A 16,169-nucleotide genomic window follows, 5' to 3' on the forward strand; every position below is an offset into this window, starting at 1 on the left:
TTGGGAGATCATGAAAATGATCCGGCGGTTCATCATTTGTGCGGGCGTGCTGCTTCTCGGCGGCTGCGCCTACGTGAACCGCGCCGGCATCGCCGACGCGCCCAAGCCGCTGCCCAATCCCTATACGTTCTTCCAGTTGGAGGCGTTCAGCCTGATCAACACCCACAAGACCATAGGCGACCACATCATCGGCTGGATCACCAGCAAGGACTGTTCCAGCCCGCGGGCCGAGCGGGGCGAGGATTACTGCCGCGACTGGCCGGGACGCCCGCCGCCGCCGCAACAGGTCTATTGCTACGCCTCGCTGGCCCGGCCCAGCTGCTTCGCCCAGCCCTACAACGAGGGCAACGACCACCTGCTGGGCTTCGTTCCCGCCTCGACCCCGATCCGCTGACCCGCCCCCGTCGCCCTCAGCAATGCGCCATGACGCGCTGGCGCATCAGCTTCTCGAACTCGGCGGCGGCGACCGGCCGCGAGTAGTAGAAGCCCTGGACCGTGTCACAGCCGTTGTCGCGCAGGAAGCTGATATGCTCCTTCACCTCGGCCCCCTCGGCGACGACCTCCAGGTTGAGGCCGCGTGACAGCCCGATGATGGCCCGGGCGATCTCGGCGGTCTTCGGATTGGAATCCACGTCGGCGATGAAGGCGCGGTCAATCTTCAAGGTGGTGATGGGAAACCGCCCCAGATAGGACAGCGACGAATAGCCGGTGCCGAAATCATCGATGGACAGGCCGATGCCGAGGTCGCGCAGCGCCGTCATCTTGCGCACCGCCGTATCGACATCGTTCATCAGCATGCTTTCGGTGATTTCCAGTTCCAGCCATTTCGGATCGAGTCCGGTGCGGTCGAGCACCTCGACGACGGTGTCGAGCAGCGCGCGGGAGTGGAACTGGCGGGCCGAGACGTTGACCGAGACCTTGATGGGATTGAGGCCGGCATCCTGCCACAGCTTGTTCTGCTGGCAGGATTTCCACAGCACCCAACTGCCGATGGCCTCGATCTGGCCGCTCTCCTCGGCGACCGGAATGAATTCGCCGGGCGAGACCATGCCGCGCTCGGGGTCCATCCAGCGGATCAACGCCTCGGCGCCGACGATGGTGTCGCGGTCGGCCGAAACCTTGGGCTGATAGAACACGACGAATTCGTCGCCGGCCAGCGCCCGGCGCATGCGCGCCTCCAGTTCGAGGCGTGAACGGGCCTTGCGGTTCATGTCCTTGGAAAAGAACTGGTACTGGTTGCGCCCCGAAATCTTGGCGTGGTGCAGGGCGTTCTCGGCGTGCTTGATCATCTGCGCCCCGGAATCGGCGTCCACCGGCAGCACGCTGATGCCGATGGAGAAGGTGACCACCACCTCCTGCCCGTCCAGGGCAAACGGTTCCTTGACCGCGCTGAGCACCTTCTCGGCGACGATGACGCTGTCGTCCACATCGGCGATGGCCAGGACCAGGGCGAATTTGTCGCCCTCCAGCCGCACCGCCGAATCGGTCTCGCGCACGCAGACCCTCAGGCGCCGGGCGATCTCCACCAGCAGGCGGTCGCCGGCGGCATGGCCCAGGGCGTCGTTGACCAGGGTGAAGCGGTCGAGCCCCATCATCATCAGCGCCACCGAGCCGCCCTTGCGGTTGGCCTGGAGCACCGTCTGGCCGACGCGGTCGACGAACAGGTCGCGGTTGGGCAGGCCGGTCAGGGGATCGTAGCCGAACTGCCCCATTTCCATGGACATGGGGGAAAGATCGGCGGCGGGGCGGACCATGCCGAGATAGAGACTGGGAAAGGGGCTGGCGCCGTTGATGGCGGTGACCGCGACCTCGAAGGCGCGCTCGACCCCGTCGCCGCACTTGGCGATGCCGTGCCAGCGGCCGTCGGACTGGGGCGACAACGCCTCCCGCATGAAATGCTCACCCAGGTCGGCCATGGCGGCGATGTCAGCCGTCTCGTCGGAAAAGCCGGTGATCACGCCGAACGCCTTGCCGAGGCGAACGACCCGGCCGCCGGCATCCGCGATGATGATCGCGTCACGGACGTTTTCCAGCAAACTGTCGACGAGGGCTTGCGTATCACTCATGCATCACCGTGGCGCCAATTTTCCCCATCGCGACCCAAAGCGCAATGATCTTGTGGTCAGCCTTCGTCACCTCGTGTCATGTTCCGGCCATGACCCCGTCGCTCCTCTATTCCGGCCTGGCCCTGGACCGCGCCCACCGCCTGCGCCTCGACGCCGACCTGACGGCCATGCTGAATGCCGGCGACGCCCGGTTCGTGCCGTTCTGGCGCGGACGCCAACTGGTCGACGGCACGCCGCCGGCGGCATGCCGCCTGCCCCGCGACCGATTGCCGGCGGGCTTCGACGTCGCGGCGGCGCCCGGGCTGCTGCTGGGAGTGGCGGCGGACGCCGCGCCGGTCCTGGCGCTGGACATCTCGGCGGTGGACGCCGGCGACGACGGGCCGGAGATGGGCGGTGGCCGCTGGGTGTCGCTGCGCTCGGTCGGCGGCACGCTGGCCGGCGACGACGCCGCCCTGCTGGCCTATGCCAGGGGGATGCTGGTGTGGCGCGGCCGCACCCGCCACTGCGCCACCTGCGGCGACGGGCTGGCGGTCGCCGACGCCGGCCATTCGCTGCGCTGTCTCCGTCCGTCGTGCGGCGCGCTGCACTTCCCCCGCACCGACCCAGCCATCATCATGCTGGTGACCGACGGCGACGGCCGCGCCCTGCTGGGCCGCCAGCCCGCCTGGCCGCCGGGGATGTATTCCTGCCTCGCCGGCTTCGTCGAACCGGGCGAATCCCTGGAGGAGGCGGTGGCCCGCGAGGTCTGGGAAGAGGCCGGCATCCGGGTCCTGTCGGCCAGCTACGCCGCCAGCCAGCCCTGGCCGTTTCCGTCGTCGCTGATGATCGGCTTCACCGCCCTGGCCGAAGGCGGCGAGCCCAATCCCGACCGTCACGAGATCGAGGATGTCCGCTGGTTCACGCGAGCCGAGGCGGCCGGGTTCGGCGAGGCGGCCACCCCCGGCCCGGCCGGGCTGTTCCTGCCCAGCCGGGATTCCATCGCCCGCCACCTGATCGAACGGTGGCTGGGACGTTGAGGGGGGTTACTTTCCGTCGAACTCGGCGTGGTAGGAATCGAGGCGCTCGACCTCGTTGCGCGACCCCAGGATCACCGGCACCCGCTGATGCAGATGGGTCGGCGCCATGTCCATGATGCGGCCACGGCCGGTGGTGGCCAGCCCGCCGGCCTGCTCGACGATGAAGGCCATGGGATTGGCCTCGTACATCAGGCGCAGCTTGCCGCCCTTCTTCATGTTCTCGCTATCGGCCGGATACATGAACACGCCGCCGCGCACCAGGATGCGATGGACCTCGGCCACCATCGAGGCGACCCAGCGCATGTTGAAGTCCTTGCCCCTTGGGCCTTCCTTGCCGGCCTGGCATTCGTCGACATAGCGCTTGACCGGCGGCTCCCAAAACCGCGAACGCGAGGCGTTGATGGCGAATTCCTTGGTGTCCTCGGGAATCTTCATGTCCGGATGGGTCAGCATGAACATGCCGACATTGTTGTCGAGGGTGAAGCCGTTGACGCCGTTGCCGGTGGTGATGACCATCATGGTGGACGAGCCGTACAAGGCGTAGCCGGCCGCCACCTGCTCGACGCCCTTGCGCAGGAAGGCCGCCTCCTCGATGGTGTTGACGCCCTCGGGCAGCCGCAGGATCGAGAAGATGCTGCCCACCGAGATGTTGACGTCGATATTGCTCGATCCGTCCAGCGGGTCGAACAGCAGCAGATACTTGCCGTCGGCCGCGCCGTGGACGGCGTGGACGTCCTCCAGCTCCTCCGAGGCCATGCCGGCGTAGTTGCCGCCCAGGGCGTTCATGTGCATGAATATGTCGTTGGCCAGGACGTCCAGCTTCTTCTGGTCCTCGCCCTGCACGTTCTCGGACCCGGCCAGGCCGTGATTGCCGGCCAGGGCGCCGCGGTTGACCTCGTGGGCGATCATCTTGCAGGCGAAAATGATGTCGGTCATCAGGGCGGTGAACGACCCCGACGCCCCCTTGCGGCGCTGCTCCTGCAACAGGAAGTGGGTCATGGTGATTCTATGATACGGCATGTCGTCCCTCTCCTTGATCCGCGAGGTATGGCCCCGTCGTCCGCTGGTGGCCGCAGTGTTAGCCGATCCTCATATGAAAATGCAACGTGCCAGGGTGACGCTCCGCCGGCGGACGCCCGGAGATTCTTTGGCGTTGCCAAGGCCCGGGACTCCCTGTATAAGACCGGCCTTCGGCTTCGGCCTTTTCCGTAAGAGCGGCCCTGTGCGGGGTGGCTGACTGCGGGAGGCTCTTTGAACTGAACCTGATTCACCGATCGGCGCCCCGACGGGGCGCCTTTCCGATTTGACGGATGACTTGAACATGGAAAGCCAGAACATCCGCATCCGCCTCAAGGCGTTCGATCACCGCGTGCTCGACCAGAGCACCCGCGAGATCGTCAACACCGCCAAGAGGACCGGGGCGCAGGTGCGCGGACCGATCCCGCTTCCGAGCCGGATCGAGAAGTTCACCGTCAACCGCAGCCCGCACATCGACAAGAAGTCGCGCGAGCAGTTCGAAATTCGCACGCACAAGCGTTTGCTGGACATCGTCGATCCGACGCCCCAGACCGTGGATGCGCTGATGAAGCTCGACCTGGCCGCCGGCGTCGACGTCGAGATCAAGCTCTAAGGATAATCAACGATGCGATCCGGTCTCATCGCCCAGAAGGTCGGCATGACGAGGATCTTCACCGAGGACGGCACCCATGTGCCCGTCACCGTGCTGAAGGTCGACACCTGTCAGGTGGTCTCGACCCGCTCTGTGGAAACCGACGGCTATCTGGCCGTCCAGCTTGGCGCAGGCCAGGCCAAGGTGAAGAACGTGAGCAAGCCCGCTCGCGCCAATTTCGCCAAGGCCAAGGTCGAGCCCAAGAAGAAGGTCGTCGAGTTCCGCGTCTCCCCCGAGAACGTTCTCGAGGTCGGCACCGAACTTTCCGCCGCCCACTTCATTCCCGGCCAGTTCGTGGATGTCACAGCCAACACCATCGGCAAGGGTTTCGCCGGCGGCATGAAGCGCTGGAACTTCCGCGGCCTCGAAGCCACCCACGGCGTTTCGGTGTCCCACCGTTCCCATGGTTCCACCGGCCAGCGCCAGGACCCCGGCAAGGTGTTCAAGGGCAAGAAGATGGCCGGTCACCTGGGTGACGTGCAGGTGACCACGCAGAACCTCACGGTGGTCTCCACCGATGCGGATCGCGGCCTGATCCTGGTCAAGGGATCGGTGCCCGGCCACGAAGGGTCCTGGGTGCTCGTCCGCGACGCGGTGAAGCGCAAGCTGCCCGATGGCGTGCCGTTCCCGGCCGGCATCAAGGCCGCCGCCGCCGCCGCTCCCTCGGCCGAAGCCGGCGAGCAGTAAGGAAGAATGGCGATGAAGACGAACGTAATCAGCCTGGACAACCAGACCGTCGGCGAGATCGACCTGGCCGACGCCGTGTTCGGCCTGCCGGTCCGCGCCGACATCTTGTTCCGCGCCGTCAACTGGCAGCTGGCCAAGCGCCAGACCGGCAATCACAAGACCAAGGGGATCAGCGAGATCTCCGGCACCACCAAGAAGCCCTTCAATCAGAAGGGCGGTGGTCGTGCCCGTCAGGGCTCGCTGCGGAGCGCCCAGTTCCGCGGCGGTGCCACCATCTTCGGCCCGGTGGTGCGCTCGCACGCCCACGACCTGCCCAAGAAGGTCCGCAAGCTGGCGCTGAAGACCGCCCTGTCGGCCAAGGCCGCCGACGGCAAGCTGATCGTGCTCGACGCCGCCAAGGTCGACAGCCCGAAGACCAGGGAGCTGGCGGCGCGTCTGTCCAAGCTCGGCTGGAATTCGGTCCTGTTCATCGACGGCGCCGCCGTGGACGGCAACTTCGCCCTGGCCAGCCGCAACATTCCGCATGTGGATGTGCTGCCGCAGGTGGGCGCCAACGTCTACGACATCCTGCGTCGCGACACCCTGGTCCTGACCACGGACGCGGTGCAAGCCCTGGAGGCTCGCCTGAAATGAGCAAGCTCGTCATCAGCAAGGAGCGGATGTACGACGTCGTCCGCGCCCCCGTGATCACCGAAAAGGCGACCATGGGCTCCGAGTTCCGCCAGGTGACCTTCAAGGTTCCGCTGGATGCGACCAAGCCGGAGATCAAGGCCTCTGTCGAAGGGATTTTCGGGGTGAAGGTCACCGCCGTGAACACCCTGATCCAGAAGGGCAAGGTCAAGCGGTTCCGCGGTCGGGTCGGCGTGCGCAGCGACGTCAAGAAGGCGGTCGTTACCCTGGCCGAGGGCCACTCCATCGACGTGACCACGGGAGTCTGACGCCATGGCACTGAAGACATTCAAGCCGACGACTCCGGGCCGCCGCCAGCTGGTGCAGGTGGATCGCTCGGAATTGTGGGCCGGCAAGCCGGAAAAGGCGCTGACCGAGGGTCTGCGCTCGAAGGGCGGCCGCAACAACACCGGTCGCATCACCATGCGCTGGCGTGGTGGCGGGCATAAGCGCCGCTATCGCCTGATCGACTTCAAGCGTAACAAGTTCGACATGCCGGCGACGGTGGAGCGGCTGGAATACGATCCCAACCGCACCGCCTTCATCGCCCTGGTGTCGTATGCCGACGGCGAGAAGCGCTACATCATCGCGCCGCAGCGTCTGGCGGTGGGCGATCAGGTGGTCGCCAGCGAGAAGGCCGACATCAAGCCCGGCAACGCCATGCCGCTGAAGAACATTCCGGTCGGCACCGTCGTGCACAACGTCGAGCTGAAGCAGGGTAAGGGCGGCCAGATGGCCCGCTCCGCCGGCACCTACGTCCAGTTGGTCGGCAAGGACCAGGGCTACGCCCAGCTCCGCCTGTCGTCCGGCGAGCTGCGCATGGTCCGGGGCGAGTGCATGGCCACCATCGGCGCCGTGTCCAACCCCGACCAGCAGAACGTCTCGCTGGGCAAGGCCGGCCGTTCGGTGTGGCTGGGCCGTCGTCCCAGTGTTCGCGGCGTCGCCATGAACCCGATCGACCACCCGCACGGCGGCGGCGAAGGCCGCACCTCGGGCGGCCGCCATCCGGTCACTCCGTGGGGCAAGCCGACCAAGGGCAAGAAGACTCGCAGCAACAAGAAGACGGACCGGCTGATCATGCGCCGCCGTCAGAGCCAGTAGGAGGAGCGAGAATATGGCTCGTTCCGTTTGGAAGGGTCCCTTCGTCGACGGTTACATGCTGGGAAAGGCCGACAAGGCCCGCGCCAGTGGCCGCAACGAGGTCATCAAGATCTGGTCGCGTCGTTCGACCATCCTGCCGCAGTTCGTCGGCCTGACCTTTGGCGTCTACAACGGCCAGAAGTTCATCCCCGTGCTGGTGACCGAGAACATGGTCGGTCACAAGTTCGGTGAGTTCTCGCCGACCCGGACGTTCTACGGCCATGCCGTCGACAAGAAGGCGAAGAGGAAGTAGCCATGGGCAAGAAATCCGCAGAGCGGGTCCTGGCGGACACCGAGGCCAAGGCCTTCGCGTCGACCATCCGCACCAGCCCCCGCAAGCTCAACCTGGTTGCCGAGAGCATCCGCGGCCTGAAGGCCGAGGTGGCGCTGAACGCGCTCACCTTCTCCAAGCGGCGCATCGCCGTCGAGGTCCGGAAGGTGCTGCAATCGGCCATCGCCAACGCCGAGAACAACCACCAGCTGGACGTCGACCGGCTGTATGTTGCCGAAGCCCATGTGGGCAAGGCCATGGTGATGAAGCGCTGGGCGTCGCGTGCCCGTGGCCGGTCCACCCGCATCGAGAAGCCGTTCAGCAATCTGACCGTCATCGTGCGCGAACGCGCCGAAGCGGCGGGGGAGTAACCAGATGGGTCAGAAAGTCAATCCGATCGGCCTTCGCGTCGGTATCAACCGGACCTGGGATTCCCGCTGGTTCGCCGACGAGAGCTACGCCAAGCTGCTGCATCAGGACCTGAAGCTCAGGAAGTACCTGCGCGAGAAGCTGGCCCAGGCCGGCGTGTCGCGCGTGGTCATCGAACGGCCGGCCAAGAAGGCCCGCATCACCATCCATACCGCCCGTCCGGGCGTGGTGATCGGCAAGAAGGGCGCCGACATCGAGGTGCTCCGCAAGGAGCTGTCCAAGATGACCGGCGCCGAGGTTCACCTGAACATCGTCGAGATCAGGAAGCCGGAACTGGACGCCCAGCTGGTGGCCGAGTCCATCGCCCAGCAGCTGGAACGCCGCGTCGCCTTCCGCCGCGCCATGAAGCGCGCCGTGCAGTCGGCCATGCGCCTCGGCGCCCAGGGCATCCGGATCAATTGCTCCGGCCGTCTGGGCGGCGCCGAGATCGCCCGCATGGAGTGGTACCGCGAAGGCCGGGTGCCGCTGCACACGCTGCGCGCCGATGTCGATTACGGTGTCGGCACCGCCAAGACCACCTATGGCACCTGCGGCGTCAAGGTTTGGGTGTTCAAGGGCGAGATTCTCGCCCATGACCCCATGGCTCAGGACAAGCGCGCCGCGGGCGAGACCGCCCCGGCGGGCCGCTGATCGAGAGGGTTTGAGAGATGCTTTCGCCCAAGCGTACCAAATATCGTAAGGCTCACAAGGGCCGGATCAAGGGTGAGACCAAGGGTGGCTCGGCCTTGAACTTCGGCGCCTATGGCCTCAAGGCCCTGGAGCCCGAGCGCATCACCGCCCGTCAGATCGAGGCCGCCCGGCGTGCCCTGACCCGCCACATGAAGCGTCAGGGCCGCGTCTGGATCCGGATTTTCCCGGACCTGCCGGTCTCCAGCAAGCCCGCCGAAGTCCGCATGGGCTCGGGCAAGGGTGCGCCGGAATTCTGGGTGGCCCGCGTCGCTCCCGGCCGCATCCTGTTCGAGGTCGAGGGCGTGTCGGAAGAGATCGCCCGTCATGGTTTTGCCCTGGCCGCCGCCAAGCTGCCGATCAAGACCAAGTTCGTCAGCCGTATCGGGGAGATCTGAGCCATGGCCACCAAGGCTGCCGATCTGCGCCAGAAGACTTCGGACCAGCTCAAGGAGCGGGTTCTGGAGTTGAAGAAGGAGCAGTTCAACCTTCGCTTCCAGAAGGCCTCGGGCCAGCTGGAGAACACGTCCCGGGTGCGTGCGGTGCGTCGCGAGATCGCGACCATCAAGACGCTGCTCGGCCAGCGCGCCGCAAGCGCGTCCTAAGGAGATCACGCGACATGCCGAAGCGCATTCTTCAAGGGGTGGTCACCAGCGACAAGATGGACAAGACCGTGGTGGTCCGCGTCGAACGGCGCGTGATGCACCCGATCTACAAGAAGTTCATCCGTCGTTCCAAGAAGTACCACGCCCACGACGAGAACAACACCTTCAAGGCCGGCGACACCATTCGCATCCGCGAGTGCCGTCCGCTGTCGAAGACCAAGTGCTGGGAAGTGATCGTCGAGCCGCAGGCTTGACGGGCGCTGAACTGGGATAAGGAAGACGCAACATGATCCAGATGCAAACCAACCTGGACGTCGCCGATAATTCGGGAGCCCGCCGGGTGCAGTGCATCAAGGTGCTGGGCGGCTCGCACCGCACCATCGCCACGGTGGGCGACGTCATCGTCGTCTCCATCAAGGAAGCCATTCCGCGCGGCCGCGTGAAGAAGGGTGACGTGCATCGCGCCGTCATCGTTCGCACCGCCAAGGAAATCCGTCGCGCCGACGGTTCGGCCATCCGCTTCGACACCAACGCCGCCGTGCTGATCAACAAGCAGGGCGAGCCCATCGGCACCCGTATCTTCGGGCCGGTCACCCGTGAGCTTCGCGGCAAGAAGTTCATGAAGATCATCTCGCTGGCTCCGGAGGTGCTCTAAATGGCTTCCCTCAACGTGAAGAAGGGTGATCGCGTCGTCGTGCTCGCCGGCAAGGACAAGGGCAAGAAGGGCGAAGTCCTTTCCGCCAGCCCCAAGGAGCAGCGCGTCGTCGTCCAGGGCGTCAACATGGTGAAGCGCCATACCCGCCCGTCCGCCACCCAGCAGGGCGGCATCGTGGAGAAGGAGGCGCCGATTCACGTCTCCAACGTCGCCCACGAAGACCCCAAGGACGGCAAGCCGACCCGCATCGGTCACAAGATTCTCGAAGACGGCCGCAAGGTGCGCATCGCGCGCCGCTCCGGCGAAGTCATCGACCGGTAAGGGCGAAAGGACAGCACGATGGCACGCTTGCGCAAGCATTATGAAACCGTCATCAAGCCGGCGCTGCAAAAGGAGTTCGACTACGCGAACCCGATGCAGGTGCCCAAGCTTGAGAAGATCGTCATCAACATGGGCGTCGGTGAAGCCGCCCAGGATGCCAAGAAGATCGAATCGGCGGTCGCCGAGTTGACCCTGATCGCCGGCCAGAAGCCGGTGGTGACCCGGGCCAAGACCTCCATCGCCCAGTTCAAGCTGCGCGAAGGCCAGGTGGTGGGCTGCAAGGTCACCCTGCGGTCGGATCGTATGTACGAGTTCCTCGACAGGCTGATCAACATCGCCCTGCCGCGCGTCCGCGACTTCCGCGGCGTGCCGGCCAAGAGCTTCGACGGTCGCGGCAATTACTCGCTGGGACTGAAGGAGCAGCTCATTTTCCCGGAAATCGACTACGACAAGGTCGAGACCACGCGGGGAATGGACATCATCTTCGTCACGACCGCCGACACCAATGAGGAGGCCAAGGCGCTCCTCAAGGGTTTCGACATGCCGTTCGTGGCCTGAGTGGAGTTATAGGCAATGTCTAAGATCAGCTCCGTCGAGAACAACAAGAAGCGCGAGCGCCTGGCGAAGCAGTTCGCCAACCGCCGCGCCAAGTTGAAGGCGGTCGCCAACAACCGGGAAGCCAGCCCCGAGGAGCGCTTCGAGGCGACCCTCAAGCTGGCCGAGCTGCCCCGCAATTCGTCCAAGGTTCGCGTGCGCCTGCGCTGCGAGCTGACCGGTCGTCCGCGCGGCAACTACCGCAAGTTCAAGCTGTGCCGGAACAAGCTTCGCGAGCTCGCCTCGCAGGGCCAGATTCCCGGCATGACCAAGTCCAGCTGGTAAGGGAGGGCTCAGTCCATGTCCATGACCGATCCTCTCGCCGATATGATCACCCGCATCCGCAACGGACAGCGGGCGAACAAGGCCACCGTCAAGTCCCCGGCCTCCAGCCTTCGCGCCAATGTGCTCGAAGTGCTGAAGCGCGAGGGCTACATCCGCGGCTACAACCGCGTCGATGTCCGCGCCGGCATCGCCGAGTTCAATATCGAGCTCAAGTATCATGAGGGCCAGCCGGTGATCCGCGAGATTTCGCGCGTCTCCACCCCGGGCCGTCGCGTCTATTCCAAGATCGCCGACCTTCGCCGCGTCGCCAACGGGTTGGGGATCACCATCCTCTCGACCCCGAGGGGCGTCATGTCCGACACTGAGGCTCGCGCCCAGAATGTCGGCGGCGAAGTCCTCTGCGAAGTGTTCTGAGGAGGGCTCTCACATGTCGCGAGTCGGCAAATATCCCGTCTCGGTGCCGTCGGGGGTCACCGTCCAGATTTCCGGTCCCGATATCACCGTCAAGGGCAAGCTGGGCGAATCCCAGCTCACCGCCAGGGACTGCGTCGAGGTCAGCCTCGATGGCAGCCAGCTGTGGGTGAAGCCCAAGAACGAAACCAAGGAAGCCCGCATGATGTGGGGCACCACCCGTGCCCTGCTGAACAACATGGTCAAGGGTGTGTCTGACGGCTTCACCATCAACCTCGAAATCAACGGCGTCGGCTATCGCGCCGCCGTGGATGGCAAGGTGCTGAAGCTGCAACTCGGCTACTCGCACGATATCGAGTTCCCGATCCCGGACGACATCTCCATGAAGTGCGACAAGCCCACCGCCATCTCGATTTCCGGCCGCGACCGTCAGCGCGTCGGCCAGATCGCGGCGGAGATTCGCTCGTTCCGCGGTCCCGAACCCTACAAGGGCAAGGGCATCAAGTACGAAACCGAGACTATCCTCCGCAAGGAAGGTAAGAAGAAGTAAAGGGTACCGCCATGATGACGCCGAAGGATCTATTCGAGCGCCGCAAGCGGCGCACCCGTCAGAGCATCAAACAGAAGAGCCATGGCCGTCTGCGGCTGTCGGTCTTCCGCTCTGGCAAGAACATCTATGTCCAGGTGATCGACGACAGCAAGGGCGTCACCCTTGTCGCCGCCTCCACCCTGGACAAGGAACTGAAGGGCGACCTGAAGACCGGCGCCGACAAGACGGCCGCGGCCGCCGTCGGCAAGCTGATCGCCGAGCGGGCCAAGGCGGCCGGCATCACCGATGTGGTGTTCGACCGTGGCGGCTACATCTATCACGGCCGGGTCAAGGCCCTGGCCGACGCTGCCCGCGAAGGCGGCCTGTCTTTCTGAGGATGATGAGCAATGGCACGTACTCCCACCACTAGTGATCGGCCCGAGCGGGGCCGCGGCGGCGAGCGCAGCGACCGCGGCCGTGGTCGCGGCGGCGAGCAGACCCCGCGCGAGCGCGAGGAATCGGAATTCGTCGACAAGCTGGTGCACATCAACCGCGTCGCCAAGGTGGTGAAGGGTGGCCGTCGCTTCGCCTTCGCCGCCCTGGTCGTGGTCGGTGACGCCAAGGGGCGCGTCGGCTTCGGCTCCGGCAAGGCCCGCGAGGTTCCCGAGGCCATCCGCAAGGCCACCGAGCAGGCCAAGCGCAACATGGTCAAGATCGCGCTCCGCGAGGGTCGCACCCTTCATCATGACGCCTTCGGCCGCTTTGGCGCCGGCCGCGTCGTGCTGCGCGCCGCCCCGGCCGGTACCGGCATCATCGCCGGCGGCCCGATGCGCGCCGTGTTCGAGACCATGGGCGTGCAGGACGTCGTGGCCAAGTGCCTCGGCACCTCCAACCCGCACAACATGATCAAGGCGACCTTCGCCGCTCTGGTCAACCTGGCGTCGCCGCGCTCGGTTGCCGCCAAGCGCGGCAAGAAGGTCGGCGAGATCATCGGCCGTCGCGACGGAGCCGCCGCCGCGGCCGCCGCCGGCGCTTGAGGAGGGTTCGACCAATGGCCGCCAAGAACAAGACCGCCACCAAGACCACCGTCAAGGTTACCCAGGTGGGCAGCCCCATCGGCCGCCCGGCCGATCAGCGCGCCACCCTGGTTGGGCTGGGCCTCAACAAGATGCGCCGCACCCGCGAACTGGAGGATACTCCGGCGGTGCGCGGCATGATCGCCAAGGTCCGGCACCTGATTCAGGTGGAAGAATAGGATTTCCGGATGTTCGGGGGCCGTCGGCCCCCGGATTTCGGTCATGAGGACGAAAAGAAATGAAGCTGAACGAACTTCGCGACAATGACGGCGCGCGCTACAAGGCCAAGCGAGTCGGCCGCGGCATCGGTTCCGGCAAGGGCAAGACCTCGGGATCGGGCGTCAAGGGCCAGAGCTCGCGTACCGGCGTGGCCATCAACGGCTTCGAAGGCGGCCAGATGCCCATCTACCGCCGTCTTCCCAAGCGGGGCTTCAACGTCCCGTTCCCCAACGAGTATTCCGAGATCAATCTCGGCCGCCTGCAAAAGGCCATCGACGAGAAGCGCGTCGATGCCGGCAAGCCGATCAATGCCGACGTGCTTCAGGCCGCCGGCCTGATCGGCAAGATTCATGACGGGGTGCGCCTGCTGGCGCGCGGCGAGCTGACCGCCAAGATCACCATCGAGGTGGTGGGCGCGTCCAAGGCCGCCATCGCCGCCGTCGAGAAGGCGGGCGGCGCGGTCAATATCCTCGCGCCCAAGGCCATCCCGGCCGAAGGCTGACGATCACGCCCCTCGGGGCACGACCTTCGGGGCGTCGATCGTCCGAGTAGAGTCGGGCGTGATTTGGGTCGTTTGACCTGAATCACGTCCCGTCGTCAGGAATTGCGGCACCGTCTCCGGCGATACCGTTCGGGACCAACGCCGCTGAAACCCGGAGTAAGGCATGGCCTCCGCTGCCGAGCAGCTTGCCGCGAACTTCAACTTTGGCGTGATCGCCAAGGCGACGGACCTCAAGAAGAGGATCTGGTTCACGCTGGGCGCCCTCATCATCTACCGCCTGGGAACCTGGATTCCCCTGCCCGGCGTCGATCCCCAGGTGCTGGGCGACCTGTTCAAGCAGTCGGGCAGCGGCATGCTGGGCATGTTCGACATGCTGGCCGGCGGCGCGCTCTCGCGCATGACCATCTTCGCGCTCAACATCATGCCCTACATTTCGGCCTCCATCATCCTTCAGCTGATGACCTCGGTGGTTCCCACCCTTGAGGCCATCAAGAAGGAGGGCGAGGCCGGCCGCAAGAAGATCAACCAGTACACCCGCTATCTCACCGTCGCCATCGCCCTGCTCCAGGCCTTCGGCATCGCCGTCGGGCTGGAGAGCATGACCTCGTCCCGCGGTTCGGCGGTGATGATGGACAACCACATGCTGTTCCGCTTCACCACCGTGGTGACCCTGACCGGCGGAACCCTGTTCCTGATGTGGCTGGGCGAGCAGATCACGGCGCGCGGCATCGGCCAGGGTATTTCCATGATCATCATGGCCGGCATCGTCGCCGAGCTGCCCTCGGCCATCAGCAACACCCTGGAACTGGGCCGCACCGGCGCCCTGCCGGCGCTGGTCATCATCCTGATCCTGGTGATGAGCGTGGCGGTGATCGCCTTCATCGTCTACATGGAACGCGCCCAGCGCCGCATCATCGTCCAGTATCCCAAGCGCCAGGTTGGCAACAAGATGTTCGGCGGCGAATCCTCGCATCTGCCGCTGAAGGTCAACACCGCCGGCGTGATTCCGCCGATCTTCGCCAGTTCGATCCTGCTGATGCCGGTGACCATCGCCCAGTTCGCCTCCCAGGGTGGCGGCGGCGGCGACTGGATGACCAGCTTCACCGCGCTGATGGGACGGGGACAGCCGCTCTACATCGCGACGTACCTGGCCTTCATCGTGTTCTTTTCCTTCTTCTATACCGCCGTGGTGTTCAATCCGGCCGATACCGCCGAGAATCTGAAGAAGTACGGGGGCTTCATCCCCGGCATCCGGCCCGGAAAGAATACCGCCGACTACCTCGATTTCGTCCTGACCCGCCTGACGGTGGTGGGAGCGGCCTACCTATCCGCGCTTTCGATCCTGCCCGAACTGCTGATCGCCAAATGGTCGGTTCCCTTCTATTTTGGTGGCACCAGCCTACTGATCGTCGTGACGGTGACCTTGGATACCGTGGCGCAGATTCAGTCGCATCTTCTGGCCCATCAATACGAGGGACTCATCAAGAAGTCCCGTCTCAGAGGGCGCCGGTAGGCACGTCGAAGGAGAAAGGGAGACCCGATGAATCTCGTTCTGTTGGGACCGCCGGGCGGCGGCAAGGGAACCCAGGCGAAACGGTTGCAGGAGAAGTACGGCCTGGTTCAACTGTCCACCGGCGACATGCTGCGCGCCGCCGTCGCCTCGGGGTCCGAGGTGGGCCGGCGGGCGAAAGCGGTGATGGATGCTGGCCAACTGGTGTCCGACGAGATCGTCATCGCCATCATCGACGAGCGGCTGGATCAGCCCGACCTCGCCAAGGGCGCCATCTTCGACGGCTTTCCCCGCACCGTCGCCCAGGCCGAGGCGCTGGACGCCATGATGGAACGCAAGGGCAAGAAGCTGGATTTCGCCATCGAGATCCGGGTGCCCGACGCCTACATCGTCGAACGCATCACCGGCCGCTTCACCTGCGGCAAGTGCGGCGCCGGCTATCACGACACGTTCCAGCAGCCCAAGATTGCCGGAACCTGCGATTCCTGCGGTTCGTCCGAGTTCGTGCGGCGCCCCGACGACAACGTCGAGACGGTGACCAAGCGGCTCGAGGCCTACCATGCCCAGACCGCCCCGCTGCTGCCCTATTACGACAAACGGGGCGCGCTGAAGCTGGTGGACGGCACCATGGACATCGCCGAGGTCACCAGGGCGCTGGAAGCCGTGGTGGATTCGGCCGGTTAGGACGGCGACGACAGAATCATGGGGTGAAACGGTTGACTCTCGACCGAATCACCCTATAATCCCGCACCTTCGGTTTCCCCCGTCATGGGCGAGACCTGGAGTTGTGTTTTTCGGTAATGGCTCCGGGCGCATCGTGGCGCGGACTTTTTTGGTGAAGGAGTAACC

27 protein-coding genes are annotated in these 16,169 nt (G+C 65.2%); 25 read left to right on the forward strand and 2 right to left on the reverse strand.

The annotated features are described in order from the left end of the window. The first annotated feature begins 16 nt into the window (after nt 1-16). A complete protein-coding gene (locus MTBSS4_RS20765; RefSeq protein WP_173985277.1) occupies nt 17-394 on the forward strand; it encodes a hypothetical protein in 378 nt (125 codons plus the stop codon). A gap of 16 nt (nt 395-410) precedes the next feature. Here the strand turns inward: MTBSS4_RS20765 and MTBSS4_RS20770 are convergent, their stop codons facing one another. Next, on the reverse strand, nt 411-2,066 hold the full coding sequence (locus MTBSS4_RS20770) for an EAL domain-containing protein (protein ID WP_173985278.1): 1,656 nt from the start codon (nt 2,064-2,066) through the stop codon (nt 411-413). Between the two features lie 89 nt (nt 2,067-2,155). Here MTBSS4_RS20770 and nudC point away from each other — a divergent pair, with 89 nt between their 5' ends. Further along, the gene (nudC, locus tag MTBSS4_RS20775) at nt 2,156-3,082 is read left to right on the forward strand and encodes an NAD(+) diphosphatase (RefSeq protein ID WP_173985279.1); all 927 of its coding nucleotides are present in this window, start codon (nt 2,156-2,158) and stop codon (nt 3,080-3,082) included. A 6-nt stretch (nt 3,083-3,088) separates the two neighbouring features. On the opposite strand, the gene MTBSS4_RS20780 is transcribed toward nudC, so the two are convergent. Then, on the reverse strand, nt 3,089-4,102 hold the full coding sequence (locus MTBSS4_RS20780) for a class 1 fructose-bisphosphatase (protein ID WP_173985280.1): 1,014 nt from the start codon (nt 4,100-4,102) through the stop codon (nt 3,089-3,091). Between the two features lie 301 nt (nt 4,103-4,403). On the opposite strand from MTBSS4_RS20780, the gene rpsJ reads away from it, so the two are divergent. From rpsJ to MTBSS4_RS20895, 23 genes are all read left to right on the forward strand, one after another. After that, a complete protein-coding gene (gene rpsJ / locus MTBSS4_RS20785) occupies nt 4,404-4,712 on the forward strand; it encodes a 30S ribosomal protein S10 (RefSeq protein ID WP_002725423.1) in 309 nt (102 codons plus the stop codon). A 12-nt stretch (nt 4,713-4,724) separates the two neighbouring features. Then, nucleotides 4,725-5,438 carry a 50S ribosomal protein L3 gene (gene rplC, locus MTBSS4_RS20790; RefSeq protein ID WP_173985281.1) on the forward strand — a complete coding sequence of 238 codons (714 nt, stop codon included), beginning with the start codon at nt 4,725-4,727 and terminating at the stop codon, nt 5,436-5,438. 12 nt (nt 5,439-5,450) lie between these two features. Beyond that, the gene (rplD, locus tag MTBSS4_RS20795) at nt 5,451-6,071 is read left to right on the forward strand and encodes a 50S ribosomal protein L4 (protein ID WP_173985282.1); all 621 of its coding nucleotides are present in this window, start codon (nt 5,451-5,453) and stop codon (nt 6,069-6,071) included. Further along, nucleotides 6,068-6,376 carry a 50S ribosomal protein L23 gene (locus tag MTBSS4_RS20800; protein ID WP_173985283.1) on the forward strand — a complete coding sequence of 103 codons (309 nt, stop codon included), beginning with the start codon at nt 6,068-6,070 and terminating at the stop codon, nt 6,374-6,376. The genes rplD and MTBSS4_RS20800 overlap by 4 nt, the downstream gene beginning before the upstream one ends. A gap of 4 nt (nt 6,377-6,380) precedes the next feature. Continuing rightward, on the forward strand, nt 6,381-7,208 hold the full coding sequence (gene rplB, locus MTBSS4_RS20805; protein ID WP_173985284.1) for a 50S ribosomal protein L2: 828 nt from the start codon (nt 6,381-6,383) through the stop codon (nt 7,206-7,208). A gap of 13 nt (nt 7,209-7,221) precedes the next feature. Beyond that, nucleotides 7,222-7,500 (forward strand): 30S ribosomal protein S19, encoded by a 279-nt coding sequence (rpsS, locus tag MTBSS4_RS20810; protein ID WP_173985285.1) that lies wholly within the window; start codon nt 7,222-7,224, stop codon nt 7,498-7,500. A 2-nt stretch (nt 7,501-7,502) separates the two neighbouring features. Beyond that, nucleotides 7,503-7,889: a 50S ribosomal protein L22 gene (gene rplV, locus MTBSS4_RS20815; protein WP_173985286.1), complete on the forward strand. Its 387-nt coding sequence runs from the start codon at nt 7,503-7,505 to the stop codon at nt 7,887-7,889. A 4-nt stretch (nt 7,890-7,893) separates the two neighbouring features. Then, entirely contained in the window at nt 7,894-8,577 is a 684-nt protein-coding gene (rpsC, locus tag MTBSS4_RS20820; RefSeq protein WP_173985287.1) for a 30S ribosomal protein S3, read from the forward strand. A gap of 17 nt (nt 8,578-8,594) precedes the next feature. Next, nucleotides 8,595-9,011: a 50S ribosomal protein L16 gene (rplP, locus tag MTBSS4_RS20825; protein ID WP_173985288.1), complete on the forward strand. Its 417-nt coding sequence runs from the start codon at nt 8,595-8,597 to the stop codon at nt 9,009-9,011. A gap of 3 nt (nt 9,012-9,014) precedes the next feature. Continuing rightward, a complete protein-coding gene (gene rpmC, locus MTBSS4_RS20830) occupies nt 9,015-9,218 on the forward strand; it encodes a 50S ribosomal protein L29 (protein ID WP_173985289.1) in 204 nt (67 codons plus the stop codon). A 14-nt stretch (nt 9,219-9,232) separates the two neighbouring features. Further along, entirely contained in the window at nt 9,233-9,472 is a 240-nt protein-coding gene (rpsQ, locus tag MTBSS4_RS20835; protein WP_173985290.1) for a 30S ribosomal protein S17, read from the forward strand. Nucleotides 9,473-9,504: 32 nt separating this feature from the next. Beyond that, on the forward strand, nt 9,505-9,873 hold the full coding sequence (rplN, locus tag MTBSS4_RS20840) for a 50S ribosomal protein L14 (RefSeq protein WP_002725445.1): 369 nt from the start codon (nt 9,505-9,507) through the stop codon (nt 9,871-9,873). Then, a complete protein-coding gene (gene rplX / locus MTBSS4_RS20845; RefSeq protein WP_173985291.1) occupies nt 9,874-10,194 on the forward strand; it encodes a 50S ribosomal protein L24 in 321 nt (106 codons plus the stop codon). It abuts the gene before it with no gap. A gap of 18 nt (nt 10,195-10,212) precedes the next feature. Next, nucleotides 10,213-10,752, forward strand: coding sequence for a 50S ribosomal protein L5 (rplE, locus tag MTBSS4_RS20850; protein WP_173985292.1), 540 nt, complete (start codon nt 10,213-10,215; stop codon nt 10,750-10,752). Between the two features lie 15 nt (nt 10,753-10,767). Next, nucleotides 10,768-11,073: a 30S ribosomal protein S14 gene (gene rpsN, locus MTBSS4_RS20855; RefSeq protein ID WP_173985293.1), complete on the forward strand. Its 306-nt coding sequence runs from the start codon at nt 10,768-10,770 to the stop codon at nt 11,071-11,073. A gap of 15 nt (nt 11,074-11,088) precedes the next feature. Continuing rightward, complete coding sequence (gene rpsH / locus MTBSS4_RS20860; RefSeq protein ID WP_173985294.1) at nt 11,089-11,487, forward strand: 30S ribosomal protein S8; 399 nt, start codon at nt 11,089-11,091, stop codon at nt 11,485-11,487. 13 nt (nt 11,488-11,500) lie between these two features. Continuing rightward, nucleotides 11,501-12,034 carry a 50S ribosomal protein L6 gene (gene rplF, locus MTBSS4_RS20865; RefSeq protein ID WP_173985295.1) on the forward strand — a complete coding sequence of 178 codons (534 nt, stop codon included), beginning with the start codon at nt 11,501-11,503 and terminating at the stop codon, nt 12,032-12,034. An 11-nt stretch (nt 12,035-12,045) separates the two neighbouring features. After that, nucleotides 12,046-12,408: a 50S ribosomal protein L18 gene (gene rplR, locus MTBSS4_RS20870; RefSeq protein ID WP_173985296.1), complete on the forward strand. Its 363-nt coding sequence runs from the start codon at nt 12,046-12,048 to the stop codon at nt 12,406-12,408. A gap of 12 nt (nt 12,409-12,420) precedes the next feature. Continuing rightward, nucleotides 12,421-13,050: a 30S ribosomal protein S5 gene (gene rpsE, locus MTBSS4_RS20875; RefSeq protein WP_173985297.1), complete on the forward strand. Its 630-nt coding sequence runs from the start codon at nt 12,421-12,423 to the stop codon at nt 13,048-13,050. Between the two features lie 14 nt (nt 13,051-13,064). Further along, the gene (gene rpmD / locus MTBSS4_RS20880) at nt 13,065-13,268 is read left to right on the forward strand and encodes a 50S ribosomal protein L30 (protein WP_173985298.1); all 204 of its coding nucleotides are present in this window, start codon (nt 13,065-13,067) and stop codon (nt 13,266-13,268) included. A gap of 59 nt (nt 13,269-13,327) precedes the next feature. Next, a complete protein-coding gene (rplO, locus tag MTBSS4_RS20885; RefSeq protein WP_173985299.1) occupies nt 13,328-13,810 on the forward strand; it encodes a 50S ribosomal protein L15 in 483 nt (160 codons plus the stop codon). A 163-nt stretch (nt 13,811-13,973) separates the two neighbouring features. Next, on the forward strand, nt 13,974-15,323 hold the full coding sequence (secY, locus tag MTBSS4_RS20890) for a preprotein translocase subunit SecY (RefSeq protein WP_173985300.1): 1,350 nt from the start codon (nt 13,974-13,976) through the stop codon (nt 15,321-15,323). A 27-nt stretch (nt 15,324-15,350) separates the two neighbouring features. Beyond that, nucleotides 15,351-16,004, forward strand: a complete 654-nt coding sequence (locus tag MTBSS4_RS20895; RefSeq protein ID WP_173985301.1) for an adenylate kinase — start codon at nt 15,351-15,353, stop codon at nt 16,002-16,004. Nucleotides 16,005-16,169 lie beyond the last annotated feature (165 nt).

Origin of the sequence: Magnetospirillum sp. SS-4, from assembly GCF_902729425.1 — a bacterium.
Classification (GTDB): domain Bacteria; phylum Pseudomonadota; class Alphaproteobacteria; order Rhodospirillales; family Magnetospirillaceae; genus Phaeospirillum.

What these genes read in the sequence shown, in the direction of transcription:
- rpsN (WP_173985293.1), top strand. Translation starts at nt 10,768, where the DNA reads ATGTCTAAGATCAGCTCCGTCGAGAACAACAAGAAGCGCGAGCGCCTG.
- secY (WP_173985300.1), top strand. Translation starts at nt 13,974, where the DNA reads ATGGCCTCCGCTGCCGAGCAGCTTGCCGCGAACTTCAACTTTGGCGTG.
- rpsS (WP_173985285.1), top strand. Translation starts at nt 7,222, where the DNA reads ATGGCTCGTTCCGTTTGGAAGGGTCCCTTCGTCGACGGTTACATGCTG.
- rpsQ (WP_173985290.1), top strand. Translation starts at nt 9,233, where the DNA reads ATGCCGAAGCGCATTCTTCAAGGGGTGGTCACCAGCGACAAGATGGAC.
- rpsJ (WP_002725423.1), top strand. Translation starts at nt 4,404, where the DNA reads ATGGAAAGCCAGAACATCCGCATCCGCCTCAAGGCGTTCGATCACCGC.
- rplC (WP_173985281.1), top strand. Translation starts at nt 4,725, where the DNA reads ATGCGATCCGGTCTCATCGCCCAGAAGGTCGGCATGACGAGGATCTTC.
- rplF (WP_173985295.1), top strand. Translation starts at nt 11,501, where the DNA reads ATGTCGCGAGTCGGCAAATATCCCGTCTCGGTGCCGTCGGGGGTCACC.
- rplD (WP_173985282.1), top strand. Translation starts at nt 5,451, where the DNA reads ATGAAGACGAACGTAATCAGCCTGGACAACCAGACCGTCGGCGAGATC.
- rplR (WP_173985296.1), top strand. Translation starts at nt 12,046, where the DNA reads ATGATGACGCCGAAGGATCTATTCGAGCGCCGCAAGCGGCGCACCCGT.
- rplX (WP_173985291.1), top strand. Translation starts at nt 9,874, where the DNA reads ATGGCTTCCCTCAACGTGAAGAAGGGTGATCGCGTCGTCGTGCTCGCC.
- rpsE (WP_173985297.1), top strand. Translation starts at nt 12,421, where the DNA reads ATGGCACGTACTCCCACCACTAGTGATCGGCCCGAGCGGGGCCGCGGC.
- rplB (WP_173985284.1), top strand. Translation starts at nt 6,381, where the DNA reads ATGGCACTGAAGACATTCAAGCCGACGACTCCGGGCCGCCGCCAGCTG.
- rplP (WP_173985288.1), top strand. Translation starts at nt 8,595, where the DNA reads ATGCTTTCGCCCAAGCGTACCAAATATCGTAAGGCTCACAAGGGCCGG.
- MTBSS4_RS20765 (WP_173985277.1), top strand. Translation starts at nt 17, where the DNA reads ATGATCCGGCGGTTCATCATTTGTGCGGGCGTGCTGCTTCTCGGCGGC.
- rpsH (WP_173985294.1), top strand. Translation starts at nt 11,089, where the DNA reads ATGTCCATGACCGATCCTCTCGCCGATATGATCACCCGCATCCGCAAC.
- nudC (WP_173985279.1), top strand. Translation starts at nt 2,156, where the DNA reads ATGACCCCGTCGCTCCTCTATTCCGGCCTGGCCCTGGACCGCGCCCAC.
- rpmC (WP_173985289.1), top strand. Translation starts at nt 9,015, where the DNA reads ATGGCCACCAAGGCTGCCGATCTGCGCCAGAAGACTTCGGACCAGCTC.
- rpsC (WP_173985287.1), top strand. Translation starts at nt 7,894, where the DNA reads ATGGGTCAGAAAGTCAATCCGATCGGCCTTCGCGTCGGTATCAACCGG.
- MTBSS4_RS20770 (WP_173985278.1), bottom strand. Translation starts at nt 2,066, where the DNA reads ATGAGTGATACGCAAGCCCTCGTCGACAGTTTGCTGGAAAACGTCCGT.
- rplN (WP_002725445.1), top strand. Translation starts at nt 9,505, where the DNA reads ATGATCCAGATGCAAACCAACCTGGACGTCGCCGATAATTCGGGAGCC.
- rpmD (WP_173985298.1), top strand. Translation starts at nt 13,065, where the DNA reads ATGGCCGCCAAGAACAAGACCGCCACCAAGACCACCGTCAAGGTTACC.
- MTBSS4_RS20800 (WP_173985283.1), top strand. Translation starts at nt 6,068, where the DNA reads ATGAGCAAGCTCGTCATCAGCAAGGAGCGGATGTACGACGTCGTCCGC.
- rplV (WP_173985286.1), top strand. Translation starts at nt 7,503, where the DNA reads ATGGGCAAGAAATCCGCAGAGCGGGTCCTGGCGGACACCGAGGCCAAG.
- rplO (WP_173985299.1), top strand. Translation starts at nt 13,328, where the DNA reads ATGAAGCTGAACGAACTTCGCGACAATGACGGCGCGCGCTACAAGGCC.
- MTBSS4_RS20780 (WP_173985280.1), bottom strand. Translation starts at nt 4,102, where the DNA reads ATGCCGTATCATAGAATCACCATGACCCACTTCCTGTTGCAGGAGCAG.
- MTBSS4_RS20895 (WP_173985301.1), top strand. Translation starts at nt 15,351, where the DNA reads ATGAATCTCGTTCTGTTGGGACCGCCGGGCGGCGGCAAGGGAACCCAG.
- rplE (WP_173985292.1), top strand. Translation starts at nt 10,213, where the DNA reads ATGGCACGCTTGCGCAAGCATTATGAAACCGTCATCAAGCCGGCGCTG.